The 17,377-nt window shown below is 67.1% G+C and carries 9 protein-coding genes; 6 read left to right on the top strand and 3 right to left on the bottom strand.

Annotated features, from left to right (window positions below; translation table 11 throughout):
- Nucleotides 1-51: 51 nt before the first annotated feature.
- From CFB45_RS34355 to CFB45_RS34335, 5 genes are all read left to right on the top strand, one after another.
- Nucleotides 52-2,229, top strand: a complete 2,178-nt coding sequence (locus tag CFB45_RS34355) for a DUF4132 domain-containing protein (RefSeq protein WP_089429566.1) — start codon at nt 52-54, stop codon at nt 2,227-2,229.
- Nucleotides 2,230-2,377: 148 nt separating this feature from the next.
- Complete coding sequence (locus CFB45_RS34350) at nt 2,378-4,201, top strand: AAA family ATPase (RefSeq protein ID WP_089429565.1); 1,824 nt, start codon at nt 2,378-2,380, stop codon at nt 4,199-4,201.
- 3 nt (nt 4,202-4,204) lie between these two features.
- A complete protein-coding gene (locus tag CFB45_RS34345; protein WP_089429564.1) occupies nt 4,205-4,849 on the top strand; it encodes a 4Fe-4S single cluster domain-containing protein in 645 nt (214 codons plus the stop codon).
- Nucleotides 4,850-4,866: 17 nt separating this feature from the next.
- On the top strand, nt 4,867-11,178 hold the full coding sequence (locus CFB45_RS34340) for an AAA domain-containing protein (RefSeq protein WP_089429563.1): 6,312 nt from the start codon (nt 4,867-4,869) through the stop codon (nt 11,176-11,178).
- Nucleotides 11,175-12,521: a hypothetical protein gene (locus tag CFB45_RS34335; protein ID WP_089429562.1), complete on the top strand. Its 1,347-nt coding sequence runs from the start codon at nt 11,175-11,177 to the stop codon at nt 12,519-12,521. The genes CFB45_RS34340 and CFB45_RS34335 overlap by 4 nt, the downstream gene beginning before the upstream one ends.
- A gap of 59 nt (nt 12,522-12,580) precedes the next feature.
- Here CFB45_RS34335 and CFB45_RS34330 read toward each other — a convergent pair whose 3' ends face one another.
- The 3 genes from CFB45_RS34330 to CFB45_RS34320 all read right to left on the bottom strand — a co-directional run bounded on the left by CFB45_RS34330 (nt 12,581) and on the right by CFB45_RS34320 (nt 15,814).
- Nucleotides 12,581-13,492, bottom strand: a complete 912-nt coding sequence (locus tag CFB45_RS34330; RefSeq protein ID WP_089429561.1) for a hypothetical protein — start codon at nt 13,490-13,492, stop codon at nt 12,581-12,583.
- A gap of 89 nt (nt 13,493-13,581) precedes the next feature.
- A complete protein-coding gene (locus CFB45_RS34325; protein WP_089429560.1) occupies nt 13,582-13,905 on the bottom strand; it encodes a TfoX/Sxy family protein in 324 nt (107 codons plus the stop codon).
- Nucleotides 13,906-14,080: 175 nt separating this feature from the next.
- Nucleotides 14,081-15,814 carry a site-specific integrase gene (locus tag CFB45_RS34320; protein WP_089429559.1) on the bottom strand — a complete coding sequence of 578 codons (1,734 nt, stop codon included), beginning with the start codon at nt 15,812-15,814 and terminating at the stop codon, nt 14,081-14,083.
- Between the two features lie 99 nt (nt 15,815-15,913).
- On the opposite strand from CFB45_RS34320, the gene CFB45_RS34315 reads away from it, so the two are divergent.
- Entirely contained in the window at nt 15,914-17,299 is a 1,386-nt protein-coding gene (locus CFB45_RS34315) for a tetratricopeptide repeat protein (protein WP_256978479.1), read from the top strand.
- Nucleotides 17,300-17,377 lie beyond the last annotated feature (78 nt).

Here is a 17,377-nt window from a genome sequence, read left to right as displayed (position 1 = left end):
CGACACCACCCAAGCCGATCCGATCCCGCCACGCGAGGGCCGCCCAACCTCATGACCGAATCCGTCCACCCGCCCCTCGTCGACCAGCTCGTCGCGCGGCTGACCGGCACTGCCGACCACCCGCGCTTCACCGGCGCACCGCTCGACCTGTCGACGCTCGACGCGCACGCGCTCGGCGCTGTATGGCCCGCGCTGCGCCGCACCGAGGAACACGTCGCGCAACACGACTACGCGTACGACGATCCGCGCGCCGAGTTCGCGCGCTGGCTGCGCACCCAGATCGACGCGCTCGAGCTCGCGCCGCTCGTCGACGCCGAAGCCGCGCTCGAACTGTTCCGCGACATTCCGGCCGGCGCGTGGCAGCGCGCGTTACAGGAACTGTCGTGTCTCGACGCGCTGCCCGCGCCCGCACTGCAGGCCGAACTCGCGCGCATCCTCGGCGAACCGCAGAACGACGGCCTGCAAAGACTCTCCGTGTACGGGAAATATGCCCTGCACGCGTTCGCCGGCCAGCGCGACATCACTGCCTTGCGCGACGCGTATGCGCAGTTGAATGCCGATTCACCGGCGCGCGTGCGCGAGCTCGACGTGCTGCCCGAACTCGGGCCGGCGGCGCTGCTCGCGCTGGCCGCGACGAACGACGGCTATTTCGCGCCGAAACGGCTGTGGTTCAACGCCGACGATCCGGCCGCCACGCTCGCGGAAGAGCCCGCTTACGTCGACTTCGCGCGCGACACGCTGACCGACGCCGCGCGGCACGTCGCCGCGATTCACGCGGGTGACGTCCCCTATCAGGCCGATCGCGCGTTCACGACCGACGACGCGCAGGTCGTCGCGCGCGCGGCGCGCGTCGCGGCCTATCGCGACGCGCCGTGGCTCCCCCCGCTGATCGGGCCGCTGCTGACCGGCGTGTGCGTCGCGCCGACCGCCGCGAAAACCGCGCCGTCGCAATCGCTCGCGATCGCGCTCGGCCATGCGGTCGAGACGATCCCGACACCCGAGAGCGTGCGTGCGCTGCGCGATGCGCTGGCCGCCGTGCGCCACGCGGGCGTGCAGAAGAAGCTCGCGCGTAACCTGAAGCCCGCTGAACGCGCGCTCGGCGAACGACCGCACACCGCGCTGCGCATGACGCTCGACGCGAAACCCGACAAGAAGCAGCTCACGATGCTCGCCACCTGCATGGAAGCGGGTTTCTGGCAGTCGATGACGCTCGGCCATGCCGAATGGCGCGAGCGCCTCGTCGATGCGCCGGCCGGCGCCGCGTTCTCGACCCGCACGATCTGGCAGGCACGCGCGCGCGACGGCGCGACGGTCTCGTTCATGCCCGATATCGCGAAGGGCAAGGTCGTACTGCGCGACGCCGCCGGCGTGGCGTGCGAACTCGACGTCGACAGCGAGATCCGGCTCTGGCATCCGCTGCTGGCCGATGCTGACGAGCGGCTCGCGTGGCAGCGCGCGATCGTCGGCCGTGCGATCCGGCAGCCCGTTCGGCAGGCGTTCCGCGAGTTCTACGTGCCGGCCGACGAAGACACCGCGACCAGTCATTCCGCAATGTTCGAAGGTCATGTCCTCGCGAGCCGCCCGCTGCTCGGCGTCGCGCGCCGCGAAGGCTGGTCGATCCGCGCGTACGACGACGGCCTTGCACGCGAGTTCGGCGACGTGCGCGCGACCTTCAGCGTCGCCGCGCGGCTCTTTCCCGGCACGGACGGCCAGGGCACGTCGGGCCGGCTGCACGTCGAACGCAGGCACGAGCGGCGCTGGATGGCCTGCCCGATCGGTGAAATCGATCCCGTCGTGTTCTCGGAAGTGGCGCGTGCGGTCGACCTGCTCGTCAGCGTCGCCGCCTTCGCGCTCGACGATGAAGCGCCGCGCGCGGCCGACACGCCGGCGGACCCGGTGCGCCAGCGCGCCGCGCGGAACGCGCGCGAGCAGCGCCTGCACCGGCTGTCCGACCTGCCGCTCGGCGCGATGGCGCGGCATCGCAAGCAGGTGCTCGCGCTCGTGTTCGCGGAGCCGATCGCGCAAGGCCGGGTGACGCTCGACGAACGCCATGTGCGCGTCGGCGCGTGGTCGGTGCATTGCGCGACCGGGCGCGTGACACGCGACGGCGAACCCGTCGAACCCGCGATCGAACCGCCGCCGTCGCCGCTGCGCGCGGTGCCGTGGCTGCCTTATGACGAAGCGCTGCTGCAGCGGATCGTCGATGTGGTCGCGGGGTTGCTGGGCTAAACCGGAAAATGAATAGCGCCGTCGAGATTCATTTCTCGACGCCGATAAAACGATCGACGCGTTTCCGATCGCCCTATTCATTCGGTATATATCGGTCGGGCGGCTATGATAACGTTTTGCTTTCGCTTTCTTTGCGCACCATCACGACATGCCTGCCTACGTCAAACCCAGATGGTTACGGGATCTGCTGCGTTTCCTCCCGTTGAAAAGCCAGTTCGTGCTCTCGGGAAACGTCCGCGATTTGCAGGCCTGTGAAGTCGCCCCCGACGTGGTGACGGCGCAGTCGCTGGTGAATACGCTCGGCGACAATCTCCGCGAGGCGGGTTATGCGCAGCTGGTCGTCTGGAATCCGGTTTCAGGCTTCACGGTGCCCGATAGCCGGGTATCGCCCACGGAGCCTCCCGATGAAACCCTGCGACGTCTCGGCCTGACACCGGTCGATGGCACGGCGCCGGGCGGCATCGATGTACTCACCGCATGCATTGAACGCCTGACCGCGCTGCCCGGCCCGCCGGTTGCCCTCGTCGTCGATTTTGCTTCTCGACTGGCGATTCGCGCCGAAACGCTGAACCCGGCCGAGCACACGCTGTTCACACGCGCCCTGGTGCTGGCACATATGGCGGCCCCCCGCCCCGCGGGAGAACTGCGACGTCCGTTTTTCAATACCGTGATCTGGATCGTCGACAAGGAAGGCGATCTGCCGGACTGGTTGCTGATCGACAATCCGCGCATCCGGCATATTCCCGTGTCGAAACCCGACAGTGCCGCCCGTCGCGCGTTGGCCGGTGCATTGCTGCGCGGCGTACCCGGTGCGCAGGCCGCTACGCCGGATCATCTGGCCGAGGCGGCATCCGCCTTCGTCGACGGCTCCGAGGGATTGCTGCTCGCCGACATGAATGCGATCGCCACGCTCGCCCGCGTCGAGCAGGTGCCCCTCGATAAAATTGCCGACGCCGTGCGACGTTATAAAGTGGGCGTCACCGAGGATCCGTGGCAGCAAATCGACCGCGACAAGATCCGTCACGCCGACGCGTTCATTCGCCGCCGCGTCAAAGGGCAAGCGCATGCAGTCATGCACATGCTCGATCTCGTCAAGCGCGCCATGACGGGGGTGGGTTCTCAACGGAAAGGCAACCGGCCGCGCGGTGTCGCCTTCCTCGCCGGCCCGACCGGCGTCGGGAAAACCGAACTCGCCAAAACGATCACGAGCCTGCTGTTCGGCGACGAAAGCGCCTACATCCGCTTCGACATGTCGGAATTCAGCGCGGAACACGCCGACCAGCGACTCATCGGCGCGCCGCCCGGCTACGTCGGCTACGACGTCGGCGGAGAATTGACGAATGCGATTCGCGAACGCCCGTTCAGCGTGGTGCTCTTCGACGAAATCGAAAAAGCGCATCCGCGCATTCTCGACAAATTTCTGCAAATCCTCGATGACGGCGTGCTGACGTCAGGGCGCGGCGACCGCGTGTATTTTTCCGAAGCGCTGATCGTTTTCACGTCGAATCTCGGCATTTACCGCCAGGACGAATCGGGTCAGCGCGTCGCGAATATCCATCCAGGAAACGCCTTTGCGGACATCCAGAAAAAGGTACTCGGGGAAATCCAGCAGCATTTCAAGTTGGTCCTGAACCGGCCTGAAATCCTGAACCGCATCGGCGAAAACATCATCGTCTTCGACTTCATCCGCGACGATGTCGCGACGGAGATCTTCGAGCAGATGGTGCGTGCCGTGCTCGACGACGTCGCGTCCCAGGGGATCGCCGTCGACCTGGACGCCAGTTCCAGGATCGCGCTCCAGGCGCAATGCCTCGGCGATCTGTCCAACGGCGGGCGCGGCATCCGCAACCAGATCGAAGCGCACCTGCTCAACCCGCTGGCACGCGGCCTGTTCGATCAGGACGCGGCCGCCGGCGATCGATTCGTCATCTCGGGCATCGACTCGGGTTCGTTCCAGTTGCAAAAGCAGTAGGCCATGGACATCCGTGTTTCGCGCCTGCACTTTCCCGTGACGACGCTCGGGCCGGGGCAGCGGATCGGCATCTGGTTTCAGGGTTGCGCGGTCCGATGCCCGGGCTGTATTTCGATGGATACCTGGGCACATGCCGGGGGCGAAACCACCGTCGATGCGCTGTTGGCCCAGGTCCGAGCCTGGCTGCCTGACGCCACCGGCATCACGATCTCGGGCGGCGAGCCGTTCGAGCAGGCCGATGCGCTGATTGCGCTCCTGCATGGCCTGCGGCAACTGTCGGCGGGCGACATCCTCGTCTACAGCGGCTACCCGATCGAATCCCTGGCCGATACGCTGGCCCGCGCCGACGGCCTGATCGATGCGCTGATCTCCGATCCGTTCGACATCGACGCGCCGCAGACACGCGCGCTGCGCGGCAGCGACAACCAGCGATTGCATTGCCTGACGGCCCTCGGCCACGCGCGCTTTGCGCAGTACGAGCGCGCGCCGCCGCACAGCGGCAAGGCGCTGGACGTCATGTTCGACGAGGACGGTAGCGTCTGGTTCGCGGGGATACCGGGCCGGGACGACTTTCATCGATTGAGAGACCTTTTGACCGATCAGGGGCATCACGTCCGGATCAGTGCCGACAAGGCGAGAAACAGATAAGACAGGAAATGTCAGCCATGATGCGTTTTTGCCCGAATTGCCGAACCGAGCGGTCGGTGGACGAGTGGTACTGTGCCGGCACGGTCGGCGATGCCGTTTGCAACTGGGATTTGTCAGGCGTACCGATCCGGGCAAACGGCTGGCGCCCCCAGGATGTGGTCACGGTCGAGACGGTTAGCCAGCAAGTGGCTGCGGACGTGCCCGGGTCTGCCCTGCCGCCCTCGTTGTCGTGCACGAACGGCCATCCGATGAACGACGGCGACCTCATGTGCCTCGAATGCGGCGCGGATCCGGCCATGCCCGCCGCCGCCCAGCCGCTCGGCGCCGGCGACGAGGGTCCTGCCGGCCGCTCGGCAGAGGACACGCCGCCGCCCGTCGAAGAAACGCGGATCGACGGCTGGCGGTTGTTGCGCCAGATTTCCAGCACGGATGGCGTGCGCGAACGCTACGTGGCCCAGCAGGACGGGACCGGCCGGCAAGCCGTCCTGACGCTGTATCGACCGGGCGCGGAACCGGATCCGGCGGTCTACGACGTGGTGCGCCGCCTGCCGCGCGAGCATGTGCCGGAGATCATCGCTACCGGACGCTGGGATCAACGTGCGTACGAAGTCGCCGAGGAGATGAGTGGCGGGACGCTGGCGGATCTCGGCATGGCCGTCCGCGATAGCGCGACGATCCGCCATGTCGTCGATGAACTGGGCCAGGCCTTGCAGGCGTTTTCGGACGTGGGGCTGCGGCATCGGGACCTGCGGCCCGGCACGCTGCTGGTGCGCAGCCGCGAACCGCTGGATCTCGTCATCAGCGGCTTCGGTTCGGCACGGCTGTCCGAATTCGATCTCGATATCGTCTCGCCGCTCGAAACGACGCGCTACATGGCGCCCGAGGCCATTGCCGGCGGTGTCGCCGCGGCGTCCGACTGGTGGAGCCTCGGCATGATCCTGCTCGAGCAACTGACCGACGGACGCTGCTTCGAGGGCATCAACCCGCGCGCGTTTCTGATTCACGTGCTGGCCAACGGCGTCACGCTGCCGGACGACCTGGATCCGTCGCTTCACCTGCTGCTGCGCGGCCTGCTCGCGCGCGATCGACATCAACGCTGGCAATGGCCGCAAGTCAAGGCCTGGCTGGACGGCAAACCGGTCGATGCACCATCGGCGGCGACGATCGATGCCGATGGCGACGAAGGCGCCAGCATCGCATTGGGCGCCCGCCAATATCGCAAGCCGGCGATCTTCGCGCTCGCCGCGGCGGAGCGCGAGAACTGGGAAGCGGCACGCGATCACCTGAATCGCGGCGTCGTCCTGACCTGGGCGGAACAAGCCGGTGCCGATGCGAAAGTGCTGGCCGGCCTGCGCCAGGTTGCGCAACTCGACGGCGTCGATGACGATGGCCGCCTGATGATCGCGCTCAAGCTGCTGAATCCCGACATGCCGCTCATTCTGCGCGGCGACATCGTCACGCCCGGCTGGTTGCTGCACAACCCGTTGGAGGGTTACGACCTGGTGACCGGGCCGGTGCCGACGTTCCTGGCGCGGCTGGGCACGGAAAGCTGGCTGTCCAGGCTACGCGCTCGAGCCGATGAAGTACGACACCGGGCCGCGCAGCTTGGCATCGAACTGAACGAGGACCTGGTGCGCATCGCGCTGCTTTCCACGTCGCGTGCCCAATTGGGCGCGCAATGGGAAGAGCGACGCCTGTTGTTGCCGGATTCCGATCATCACGGCCTGCTGTCGCTGTCGGAACGCCGCGTTCTCAGCGAGGAAGACCTGATCGTTCTGCTGAGCGCGGCCATTTCGCAGTTTCGCTCGGTCGACGAGATCCTCGACCAGGCGGCGGCCATCGCGGAACGAGAGCAGATTCTGGTCTTCGATCGCCAGGCTGCCCGGACCGCGCTTGCGCTGCCGCGCGTTGACCTGTTCCATGCCGTCGACGACCGCATCGCCGGATTCGCGCGCACCGGCAACCCGACAGTCGATGAATGGGCGGAGCAGTTCCGGCTGGAACGTCGCTTGCCGCTGCACGAAGTGGTCGTTCTGCTGTCGGTGCCCGCCGAGCAGTGGCTGGAGCCGCAGAAGCAGCAATACGTGTCGCAGATCCTCGACTTCTTCGAGAAAAAAGTCGCCACGACCGTCTTGCGCGGCCCATTGGTACGGATGACCATCGGCAAGACCACGGGGCGCGTCGATCTTCACGAACTGAACGGCGAGCGATTCGCCAGCACCGCACTGCTCGACCATCTGCTCCAGCGCAATGTCCAGACGGTATCGGTGGACCCGGCCGTGTTCGGTGCAAACGGAACGCTCGAGGGCCGGTTGAACACGCTGTACCGGCAGACCTCGCTCTACAAGCGGGATACCGGCATCGACGGCCTCTATCTCGGTTTCCCGTTCCTGCTTCACAAGGATCATCGCAGCACGACGCGCCCTCGTATCGCCCCCGTTCTGTTGTGGCCGGTCAAACTGCTGATGGAACTCGGCACGCGACGCCAGGTGGCGATGGCTTTTGACGGCGAGCGCGAAGAGGTTCGCCTGAATCCCGCACTCGAGGGCCTGCTGGGACGCGAAGCCGTCAAGGCGTGGCGTGTCGCAGCCGACGAGGTGCTCGGACGTTCCGCGTTGAAAGCAGCCGACGTGGTCGATGCGTTCGGCCTGCTGGCCGACGTGGAAAGCCGCAAACTCGGCGCGCTGCCGCCGCCGACCCTCGACCTGCCCGCCGGCGCGACGCGTCTCGCCTGCGCCGGCGTGCTCTTTCACGTCGACTTCGCCGGCCAGGCCATCGGCGAGGATCTGCGTCAGCTCAAGCAATTGTCGCCGTCCGGCACGGCGCTCGAATCGATGCTGCGGCTCAAGGACAAATCCGACTACGATGCGTCCGAGGCCAAGTCGACCGAGCTCGACCGATTCCTGACGGTGGCGAGCGATCCGTCGCAGGAAGCGGCCATCCTGCAGGCGCGTCAGGGCCCCGGCCTGCTGGTCGAAGGGCCGCCGGGTACCGGCAAGAGCCAGACGATCGTCAACATGGTCGCCGACGCGATCGGACAAGGCCGGAGCCTGCTGATCGTCTGCCAGAAGCATGCGGCACTGGAAGTCGTTCGCAAGCGTCTCGTCGCGGAAGGCCTGGGCGATCGCATCGTGATGCTCAACGACGTCAACAAGGATCGCGAGCCGACGATTCGAGCCGTCCGCGAGCAACTGGATGCGATCTTTCACGGTGCCGTGTTCGACCACGGTTCGATACGCCAGCGTGAACGCATGGCCGCGAGAATCGAGGCCCTCGAGGGCGAACTCGATCGCCAGCATGCCGCGCTGCATCGCGTCGACGAATCGACCGGCCTCAGCTATCGGGGGCTGCTCGGCGAATTGATCCGACTCGAGGCCGGCACGCCGCCCGTCAGCGTGCCGCAGTTGCGTACCCGGCTTGCCACGCTGGATATTTCGGCACTGACCACGCTGGAAGAACACTGCGCACCGCTCGCCCGCTACTGGCTACCGTCGAAGTTCGAGGGCAGCCCGCTGGCGCAATTGAAATCGTTCGCGACCGATGCCGCCACGCTCGACGCGTTCAACGCGGCCTTCGCTGATTTCCGCGAAGCGGAGCGCCTGCGGATCGAGACGCTCGCCGCGCATCCCGCGCGCTTCGACGTCGACGACCCCGCCCCGTATCGGGCGTGGCTCGATGCCAACGCCGGCCGCCTCGTCGCGCTGGACGAGACGCAACGCAAACGGCTGGCTCAATGGCTGCCCTTGTTCCGACCGGCCGACAATGCCGATGCGGAAGGCCATCGGTATTACACGGCGCTCGGTGCGTTGCATCGCGATCTGTTGGCCGTCGACACCAGCGGCTTCGACGCGGTGCTGTCGGCGGCCGTCGCGCACCTGCCGGATCCCGCGCTCCGCAAGCTCGAGGCCCAGGCGACGTTGGCGACTCGCGCCCCGTCGCTCTTGCGCCGCCTTAACCCGGTCACGTATCTGCGGCGTGGCCGCCTGATGAAATTCGTCACCGGCTGCGGCGCGCCCGCAACCGACGAGACGCTCCGCAAGCTGCTGGCCGCCAGCCGGCTCGAACAGACCTGGCGGCCGCTGCGCGACACATTGAACACGATCAGCCGGGCCTTGCATCTCGAGACGGTCGAACCCGCCTGCGGGCCTGCGCTCGCCGATGCCTGCCTGACCCGCCTGCGCCAGCTCGAGGAGATCCGCGAACTCGCGCAGCATCTGGCGATCGCGCCCCGCGGCGACGAATTCGACTCGGCCGTGATGACGGGCGACCGGGCGCCCGTCGAACAGTTGCTCGACGGCTTCGAGACCGCGTTCGTGCGGCACAACGCGCGCCAGCATAGTCTGCGGGCGCTGAGGTTGCTCGACGAGTGGCTCTCGGCAGAACTCGTCACTGCGTGTCGGCAGGCCATCGCCGACAACATCAGTTATCAGGCGCCGTTGAACCGAATCGGCGATGCGTTGCCGACGCTGGCCGCGTACCAGCAATTCCGCACCCGGGCACGGCATGTCAGCGCCGACGCACTCGACGTATTTGCGATCATGCGCGACCACGAAGACGCGCTGACACGTCTGCCGCCTGAACGCCTCGACGACGCCGTGCGGCGCATGATCAACCGCGAGGCGCGGCTCGGATGGAAGCGGCGCATGGAGCAGGACCATCCCGAGTTGCTGCTCGACCAGAGCGAAACGGCCGCCAGGATCGAAGCACTCGCGGCCGCCGACGCGGAAATGCGGCGCCTGAACCGCGAGATGCTTCGCAACGGCATCGACCACGGCCGACTGGGTTCGGCGCGCGATTGGGAAGACGTGACGCGCTTGACCGGCAGGCGCTCCCGGCGTCTGCGCGAATTCATCGAACTCGGGACGGGGCTGGGCCTGATGGCGCTGCGGCCGGTCTGGCTGATGAACCCCGACGTCGCGAGCCGCGTACTGCCGCTGAAATCCGGGCTGTTCGATTCCGTCGTCTACGACGAGGCCTCGCAGATGCCGGTGGAATACGCGATTCCGACGCTGTTCCGCGGCAACCTGTCGATCGTCAGCGGCGACGAGAAGCAAATGCCGCCGACGGCGTTCTTTTCGAGCCGGGCGGACAGCGACGAGACGGACATCTTCGACGGCGAGCAACCCGACGAGGGCGCGACGGAAGACGAACGCGAGCGCTTCGAGGACACCTGGAACCGGCGCGAAATCAAGGACTGCCCTGACGTGCTGCAACTGGCACGGAGCGCACTGCCCGTGTCGACGCTGCAGATTCACTATCGTTCGGCGTATCGAGAGCTGATCGGCTATTCCAACGCCGCGTTCTACGAGAACAACCTCAGCGTGCCGGTTCGCCATCCGGATGCCACGGTGCGCGAGGTCAAGCCGCTCGAACTCATCCAGGTGAATGGCCTTTACGAGCAGCAGACCAACAGCGACGAAGCGGATCGCGTGGTCGCCTATCTGGCGCAACTGTGGCAACAGCCTTACGCGCAGCGTCCGTCCGTCGGCGTGGTCACGTTCAACCGCAAGCAAGCCGACCTCATTCTGGAGCGCCTGGAGCAGCGCGCGGAAGAGGATGAAGCATTCCGCGACGCGTATCGCGAGGAACTCGAGCGAACCGATCGCGGCGAGGACATGGCCGTGTTCGTGAAGAACGTCGAGAACGTCCAGGGGGACGAACGCGACATCATCGTCTTCTCCACGACCTTCGGGCGCAACGGCCAGGGCACCTTCCGGCGCATGTTTGGCGTGCTGGGCCAGAGCGGCGGCGAGCGGCGCCTCAATGTGGCCGTGACGCGTGCGCGCCACAAGGTCGTGCTCATCACGTCGATGCCGATCCGCGAGATCTCCGACATGCTCACGACGCAGCGCAAGCCGGCGATTCCGCGCGATTATCTTCAAGGCTATATGGAATACGCACGCGCGATGTCGAACGGCGAACTGCCCGCCGGCCGCGCATTGCTTGGCCGCATGAGCAGCGAGCGCGCGCATGCGAAGTTGCGGCAGACCGGTGGCGTCGACGGCTTCGCGGAAGATGTGCTGGCTTATCTGCAGGAGCTCGGCCTGTCACCGGTGCCCGCCCAGGAAGGCGACGCCTTCGGGCTCGATTTTGCGATCGCCGATCCGGAAACCGGCCTTTATGCGATCGGCATCGAGTGCGATGCGCCGCGTCATCCCCTGCTCGAACATGCGCGTGCGCGGGAAATCTGGCGGCCGTCCGTGCTGGGGCGCGCCATTCCGACGCTGCATCGCGTCTCGTCGCAAGCCTGGTACCACGAACCGGAGACAGAGAAGGCTCGCCTGAAAGCAGCCGTAGCGCAGGCACTGAACCAGGAGGTGATGGCATGAGCGGCCCGAAAGTCGTCAGGATCGTGACGCGGGAGGAAATCGTCGCGATCTGCGAAGGACATCTGCAGCGCCTCGACCAGGCCATTGCCACCTGGATTGCCGAAGGCCGACGTACCGGCGTGCTATCGGACGACGAGATCGCGGCAACCCGGGCTCGACGTGAAGCGCTGGCCGCAATGATCGCCGCCGACGCGTTCCTGGAATTACAGAAGAAAGTGCCCGACGAGATGGCTTTCCTGAAGGCGGATCTCGCCCGGCGTCAACAGGTGGCAGTCGAGCAGGCCGAGCAAGCAGCGAAACGCCGGCGGCAAGGACGGCACGGCGCGACGACCTTGCTCGGCGCGCTGGAAGCGAAAGGGATCGAAATTCCGGCCGAACTCCGCGGCCAGCTTGATCGCCTGCGCTCGGGCGACCTGCTCGAGCAGGCCGATGCGCTGCTGGCGCAAGGGTTCGCCCTTCTGACGCCGGCTGTTGGACGCACACTCACCGATGCGCAACGGGCGCTGGCGAATCGACTGATGCCCGCCGAAGCATCGGCGGACTTCGAGACCTGGAAGGCCGCGCAACGGGCGGCGTCTCGTGATCCGTCCATCGACCGTGTCGATCGACAGATCGGGGAGGCACGGGTATTTCTGGATCCGCAAGCCGTTGCGGGGTTTTCGTCGAGACTGGATGCGCTCGAAGACGAGCTGAACGACGCGCGCAAGAACCTGTTGCTCGACAGCCTGATCCTCGACCTGTCGAGTGCAATCGAGGCCGCCCGTGCACGTCGTGCGGCGATCGCGGCACTGGAAGAACTGACGGCGGAGATTCGGGCTTGCCACACGGCAGACGCGACGATTTTTGTCGAACGCGCTCGACAGTGCGATCTCGCCACCGCGCCGGACATCGTCGCCGAGTTGACCCGAACCGGACAGGACCTGATCACGCAGGTGCGGCAGCAACAGGCAGCGGAGGCGCGGCGCAACGCGATCCTGAACGGTCTGGCGCGACTCGGCTACGAAGTGCATGAGGGCATGGCGACCGCATGGGCGAAGGACGGCCGGGTCGTCGTCAAGAAATCTTCGCTGCCGGATTATGGCGTCGAAGTCGGCGGTCAGGCGCAAGCCGGTCGCCTGCAGGTTCGGGCCGTCTCCCTCGTCGCGAATCGCGACGTGGCCCGCGACAAGGATGTCGAAACGCTCTGGTGTGGCGAGTTCGGCCGATTGCAGGCGTTGCTGGCCCAACATGGTGACGACTTGCTGATCGACCGTGCGATGGGGGTGGGCGAGGTACCGCTCAAGGTGGTTGCCGAACTGGCCCCTACTTCCGGCACGGAAGCAGCCGTGCGCACACTGAAGTAAGTCGTGCTGGAGAGCATTTTCCGGGCGCGGTAGGCCGCGCGCCGTCACGCATGCACCGCCTACCGCGCCGCCTGCTGCCGCTGCACCTCCTGCGCTTTCATCTGCAGATAGGCGCCGCGCTCAACCTCATGCAGTTGCTGCGGATACTGCTCGGTCGCATCGAACCAGCGCGCGAGGCGCTGGTCGAGCGGCTTGTCGAGCGTCGCGAGATACGTGTCGATCGCGAGGTAGTAGCGCATCGTGTTGCGCTCCAGCAGCCCGCGCACGCCGCCGACGTACTGCGGCTGCGCGGCCGATCCGCCGCTGACGGTCGTGAAGCCGACCTTGTCGCTGCCGACGGTCGCGAGGTAGGTCTTCATCGCCATGCGGCCCACCGTGCCGAAGCCATACGAATACGTCAGATGCAGGAACGTGCGCGACGCGCCGACCGGCACGGCCTCCAGCGCGATCCGGTAATCCTTCGTGCCCATCGGGCCGCTGTCGGCGGTCAGGTCGACCTGGAAATAGTCGGGCGTCGCGGCCGCCACGCGATAGCGGAACTGCACGCGGTAGGTGTCCGGCAGCTTCTGCTGGATCTTGCGGCCAAGGTTCACGTCGAGCACCGGGCCGTTGCCGCCGGTCGACGCGTGGCAATACTTCGTGTTCAAGTGCAGGATCAGCACCGCGCACCAGTTCGCGGGGCCCTGCGCGGGATCGTCGAGCTGGCCGCTCACGACCGCATACGGATAGTCGACCACCGCGTAGATGTCGCCCTTCAGCGACGACGACGCTTCCGCCGATTCGAGCACCAGCGGCCGGTGAAACGCGTTGTCCTTCAGTTGCGGGCCGAGGCTGCGGTAACGTTCGAGCAGGGTCGCCGCATCGTCCGCGCCGAACGACAGCGCGCTCCAGCCCACGCACAGGGCCGCGACGAGCGCGTGCCGGGCGCGGCGAGCAAGCCACGTGCCGCGCGGATGTCCGGATGTCTTCATTCTTGTGCTCCCACCGGATGCGCGATGGTCGCGCACATGTGACACAGAATACGCCTGGCCGCAGCGCAACATGGCATGCGAACGAGCCGTTATCGGCGCCGCTTCACCGGCACCGGCAACTGCGCGGCGGTGATCCGGATCAGCGCCGACAGCCATTCGCGATCGTCCCAGCGCTCGCCGGCGATGACGAGGTGCGGCTTCGCGGCCGGATACGGCGAACCTTCTTCGCACGTGCCGAGAAACGCGCGGCCTTCTGCCGTCGGCTTGACGAACAGCCGATCGTCGCAGACGAGCGCGACCATCTTGCCGTCGCAATAAATGCCGTATTCGCCGAACATCTTGCGTGCCGATACCGTACCGGCCGCCGCCATCTGCTCGACGATGAAATCGACCGTGCCTTGACTCGATGCCATCGCTGTTCCTTTGAAAAAGTTTATGACCGCAGTGGGTGGCCGACCGTTCCGCCTGATTGGAAGAGAGATGGCAGCGCGTCATCCATTCGTCTGCGGAACGCGCATTCAGGCACGGGCTGCGAGCCTTTCCGGCTCACGACGCGCGGCCAGCTTCTGCCCGATCGGCACGACGCCGTTACTTGTCGGCCGCGAACGCGCTCGACATCTGCCGCGCCCGCTTCACGTCGTCGCCATGCAGGTAAATCGACGTCGTCGAGATCGACGCATGGCGCAGGTTGTCGCGCACGGTCGTCAACTCCGCGCCGCGCGCCAACGCGTGCGTCGCATGCGTATGACGCATCCAGTGCGGGCTGGCCTGCCGCAACTTCTGCGCGAGCGCGGGGTTGTCGGCATCGACCTGATCGGCCGTCTGCGCGAAGAAGCGTTGCATCACCTTCCACAGCCGCACGCTCGTGATCGCGGCCGCACCGTCTTCCGCGAGGCTCGGGATCAGCGGCGTATCGGGCCGCCAGCGCGACGGCGTGACCGGCAGCCGGCGTGCGACCAGGAAACGGTCGAGCCCCGTGCGCGCAAGCGGCGGCAGCGCGACGCGCGCGGCCTTGCTGCCTTTGCCGATCACCTTCAGCCACGCGTCGCCGTGCGCATCGGTCTCGATGTCGCCGAGCGTCGCGCCGACCAGCTCGCTCGCGCGCAGCCCGGTCGCATAGCCGAAATCGAGAATGAAGCGCAGCCGTTGCGCGGCGGCCGGCGTCCAGCCCGACTGCGGCGCGGCCGGCGTGCCCTTGCGGAACTCGAGCCCGTCGGCGATCGTGCGCACGAGCAGCCACTCGCCCTCGGTGAACGCATGCGACGTGTCGAGTGCGTTCGGGCCGCGCGTGTCGCGCACCTTGACGCCCGCGAACGGATTCGCGAGCAGGTAGCGCTGCTCGATCAGCCAGCGGAACAGCGCGCCGAGCACCGACAGCGTGTAGGCGGCCGAGCGCGCGGACAGCGCACCGGAGAACGGCCGCCAGTCGGGCGCGCTGCGCGGCCGCACGGGCCCGACCCAGCGCTCGTGCGGTGTCGGGCGCCGCACGAACGCGCGATACGCGACCGCATCCTCGGTCGTCAGCGACGACAGCGCGCGGCCGCGCTCGACGATCGCCCACAGGATCAGCCGCTCGGCCTCCTTCCGGTACGCCCGCCGCGTCGCGGCCGATTCGTGCAGCGATAGCCACGCGTGCACGGCCGCGTAATCGTTGTCCGCATCGAGCGTGCTGGTCGCGCGCGGCGCGCGGAAGGTGCCGGCGGAGCCGTCGACCTCGTGCGGCAGCTTCAGTTGCTCCCACGGCACGATGGCGCCGCGCGGCGTCGCCGCGATCAGTGCGCGCGCCCGTTCGGTCAACGCCGGATGCGCGGTGAAAAACGCCTCGATGTGCCGCGCACCGGCCATGCCGAGGCCCGCGATCGCACGCCACCACTGGCGCCGGCGCGGAATCCGCACCGTGAGATCGGCCAGCGTCGCGATCCCGTGCGCACGCAGCGCGCCGACCGCACGCGCGGGCAGCCACAGGCCGACGTCGTCGCTGATCTGCGGAACCGGCGCACGCGCATGACGCAGCAGGCCGATCGCTTCGGCGGCCGCCTTCGCTTCCTGCCTACGCTCACCGTCGGCATGACCGAGCCGCTCCGCGAGATCGGGCCGGCCCACCTGCCGCGCGACGCGCACGAGGCGGCGGCGAATGCCGCCGATCACGCCGCGCGCCGACCGCCCTTCGCCGAGCCGATCGGGCAGGTAGCGCTCGACGGCCTGGCGCACGGTCATGCCCGCGTACCACGCACGCAGCGCGGCCAGTTCGTCGGCGTCGGGAAAGCCTGCGGGCGCAGGCGCGGAATCGGAGGAAGACGGTGAGGCGAGGCGCGGTTTCATGACCGCGAGTTTGACAGAAGCGCGCGCGGCCGGATACGTCGTGCGTGGGGTGTCGGGCGAGATACGCGTTCACACGCAGGACGCTCAACGTGGCCTGCTATGCTGCGCGCTGCATTCCCGCGTCATCCGTCCGCCGCTTCTTCGCATCACGTTGCGACGGGCGGGTTCCGCATTGAACTGCGCTGGACGATCCGGCCATCCGTATCAATATGCGCAGCCGGATATCAAAGGCTGCGTGGGTCGTCCAATGCAATTCCGGCCGTCGTCAATCACACTTTTACCAACAAGAACCGCCATTTCATGACATCCCGCCTTCTCGCCGCGCTCGTTGCCGCGGCCTTGAGCTGCACCGCCCTGCCCGCCGCCCACGCGCGCACCTACATCGCGCCGACCGCGTCGCTCGGAAAAGGGGCTTACGTTCACCAGTTCGTGCTGCGCGACCCCGTCACGCACCAGCCGCTGCCGAATGCGCGCTACCGGCTGTTCCTGCCCGGTCAGGTCATCGCGGGGCTACCCGTCAAGCCGGAGGAGCATGACAGCGTGATCTTCGGCACGACCGACGCGGCCGGGCGCACCGTCCGGGTCCGACTGCCGAAGCTGCATCCGGAGAAGCAATGGGTGTTCAACCCGATCGTCGGCGACGGCGATCTCGGCGAATCGTTCCGGCTGGTCGAGCCGGGCGGCTCGGCACCGATCGGCCATTTCCCGTACGTGCTGGACGTGGAGAACGAATACCTGGCGTGCGGCTATTCGGATGCGAACGGCTACACCTACTACGCGCAATCGCGCACGCCGCGCAACGTCAATCTTTACGCCGGCACGCTGGCCGGGTCGGCCGACACCGACTGGTGCGCAGGCGCGGGCTTGACCATCGCGAACAGCGCGAATGCGCCGGGCGCGCCTGACCTCTACACGCAATACCTCGGCAGCCTGGTCGCCAACCGCGACCGGATCAGCAGCGAATTGCGGCAGCAGATCGTCGCCAAGCTGCTGTCGCTCGCGATCGCCGAACGCGATGAGGGGCGCGTGGCCGCCGCGCTCGATCTCGACAGGATTCCCGACGATCGCCGGAACGACATCGGCTATCGGCTCGCGGACGCCGGCGTCGCAGTCGAGCGCGGGCTCGCGATGATCGACGCACATCTGGCGGAATCGCCGGACGATGCGTATGCGCTCGACAGCAAGGGCTGGGCGCTGTATCGCCTTGGCCGCAACGACGAGGCGCTGACGTGGTTCGACCGCTCGATTGCGATCTTCGCGAAGGGCGGCGACACGGACAAGGACGCAAGCGAAGCCCATGCGACCGGGCTGACGCACAAGGGTGAAGTGCTGTGGAAACTGGGCCGCCAGGATGAAGCGCGCGAGGTGTTCGCGCAGGCGCGGAAGATTCAGCCGAAGAACGACGAGCTGGCGGAAACGTTGAAGCGGCTGGCGATTCGGATCGGGCAGGACGACACGAACGCGCCGGGTACCGCCAGCGAATAAGTGGAAAAGCCGCGCGGCAGCGACTGTCGCCGGTCTTGCGGAAAGCGGTTGCCGGCTGCCTCCCGCCCGCTCGGACGC

The sequence above is a fragment of the Burkholderia sp. HI2500 genome (assembly GCF_002223055.1).
In the GTDB taxonomy this organism is placed as follows: domain Bacteria; phylum Pseudomonadota; class Gammaproteobacteria; order Burkholderiales; family Burkholderiaceae; genus Burkholderia.
Note: the sequence above shows the minus strand (reverse complement) of the source record. Positions and strands in the feature narration are given on the sequence as shown.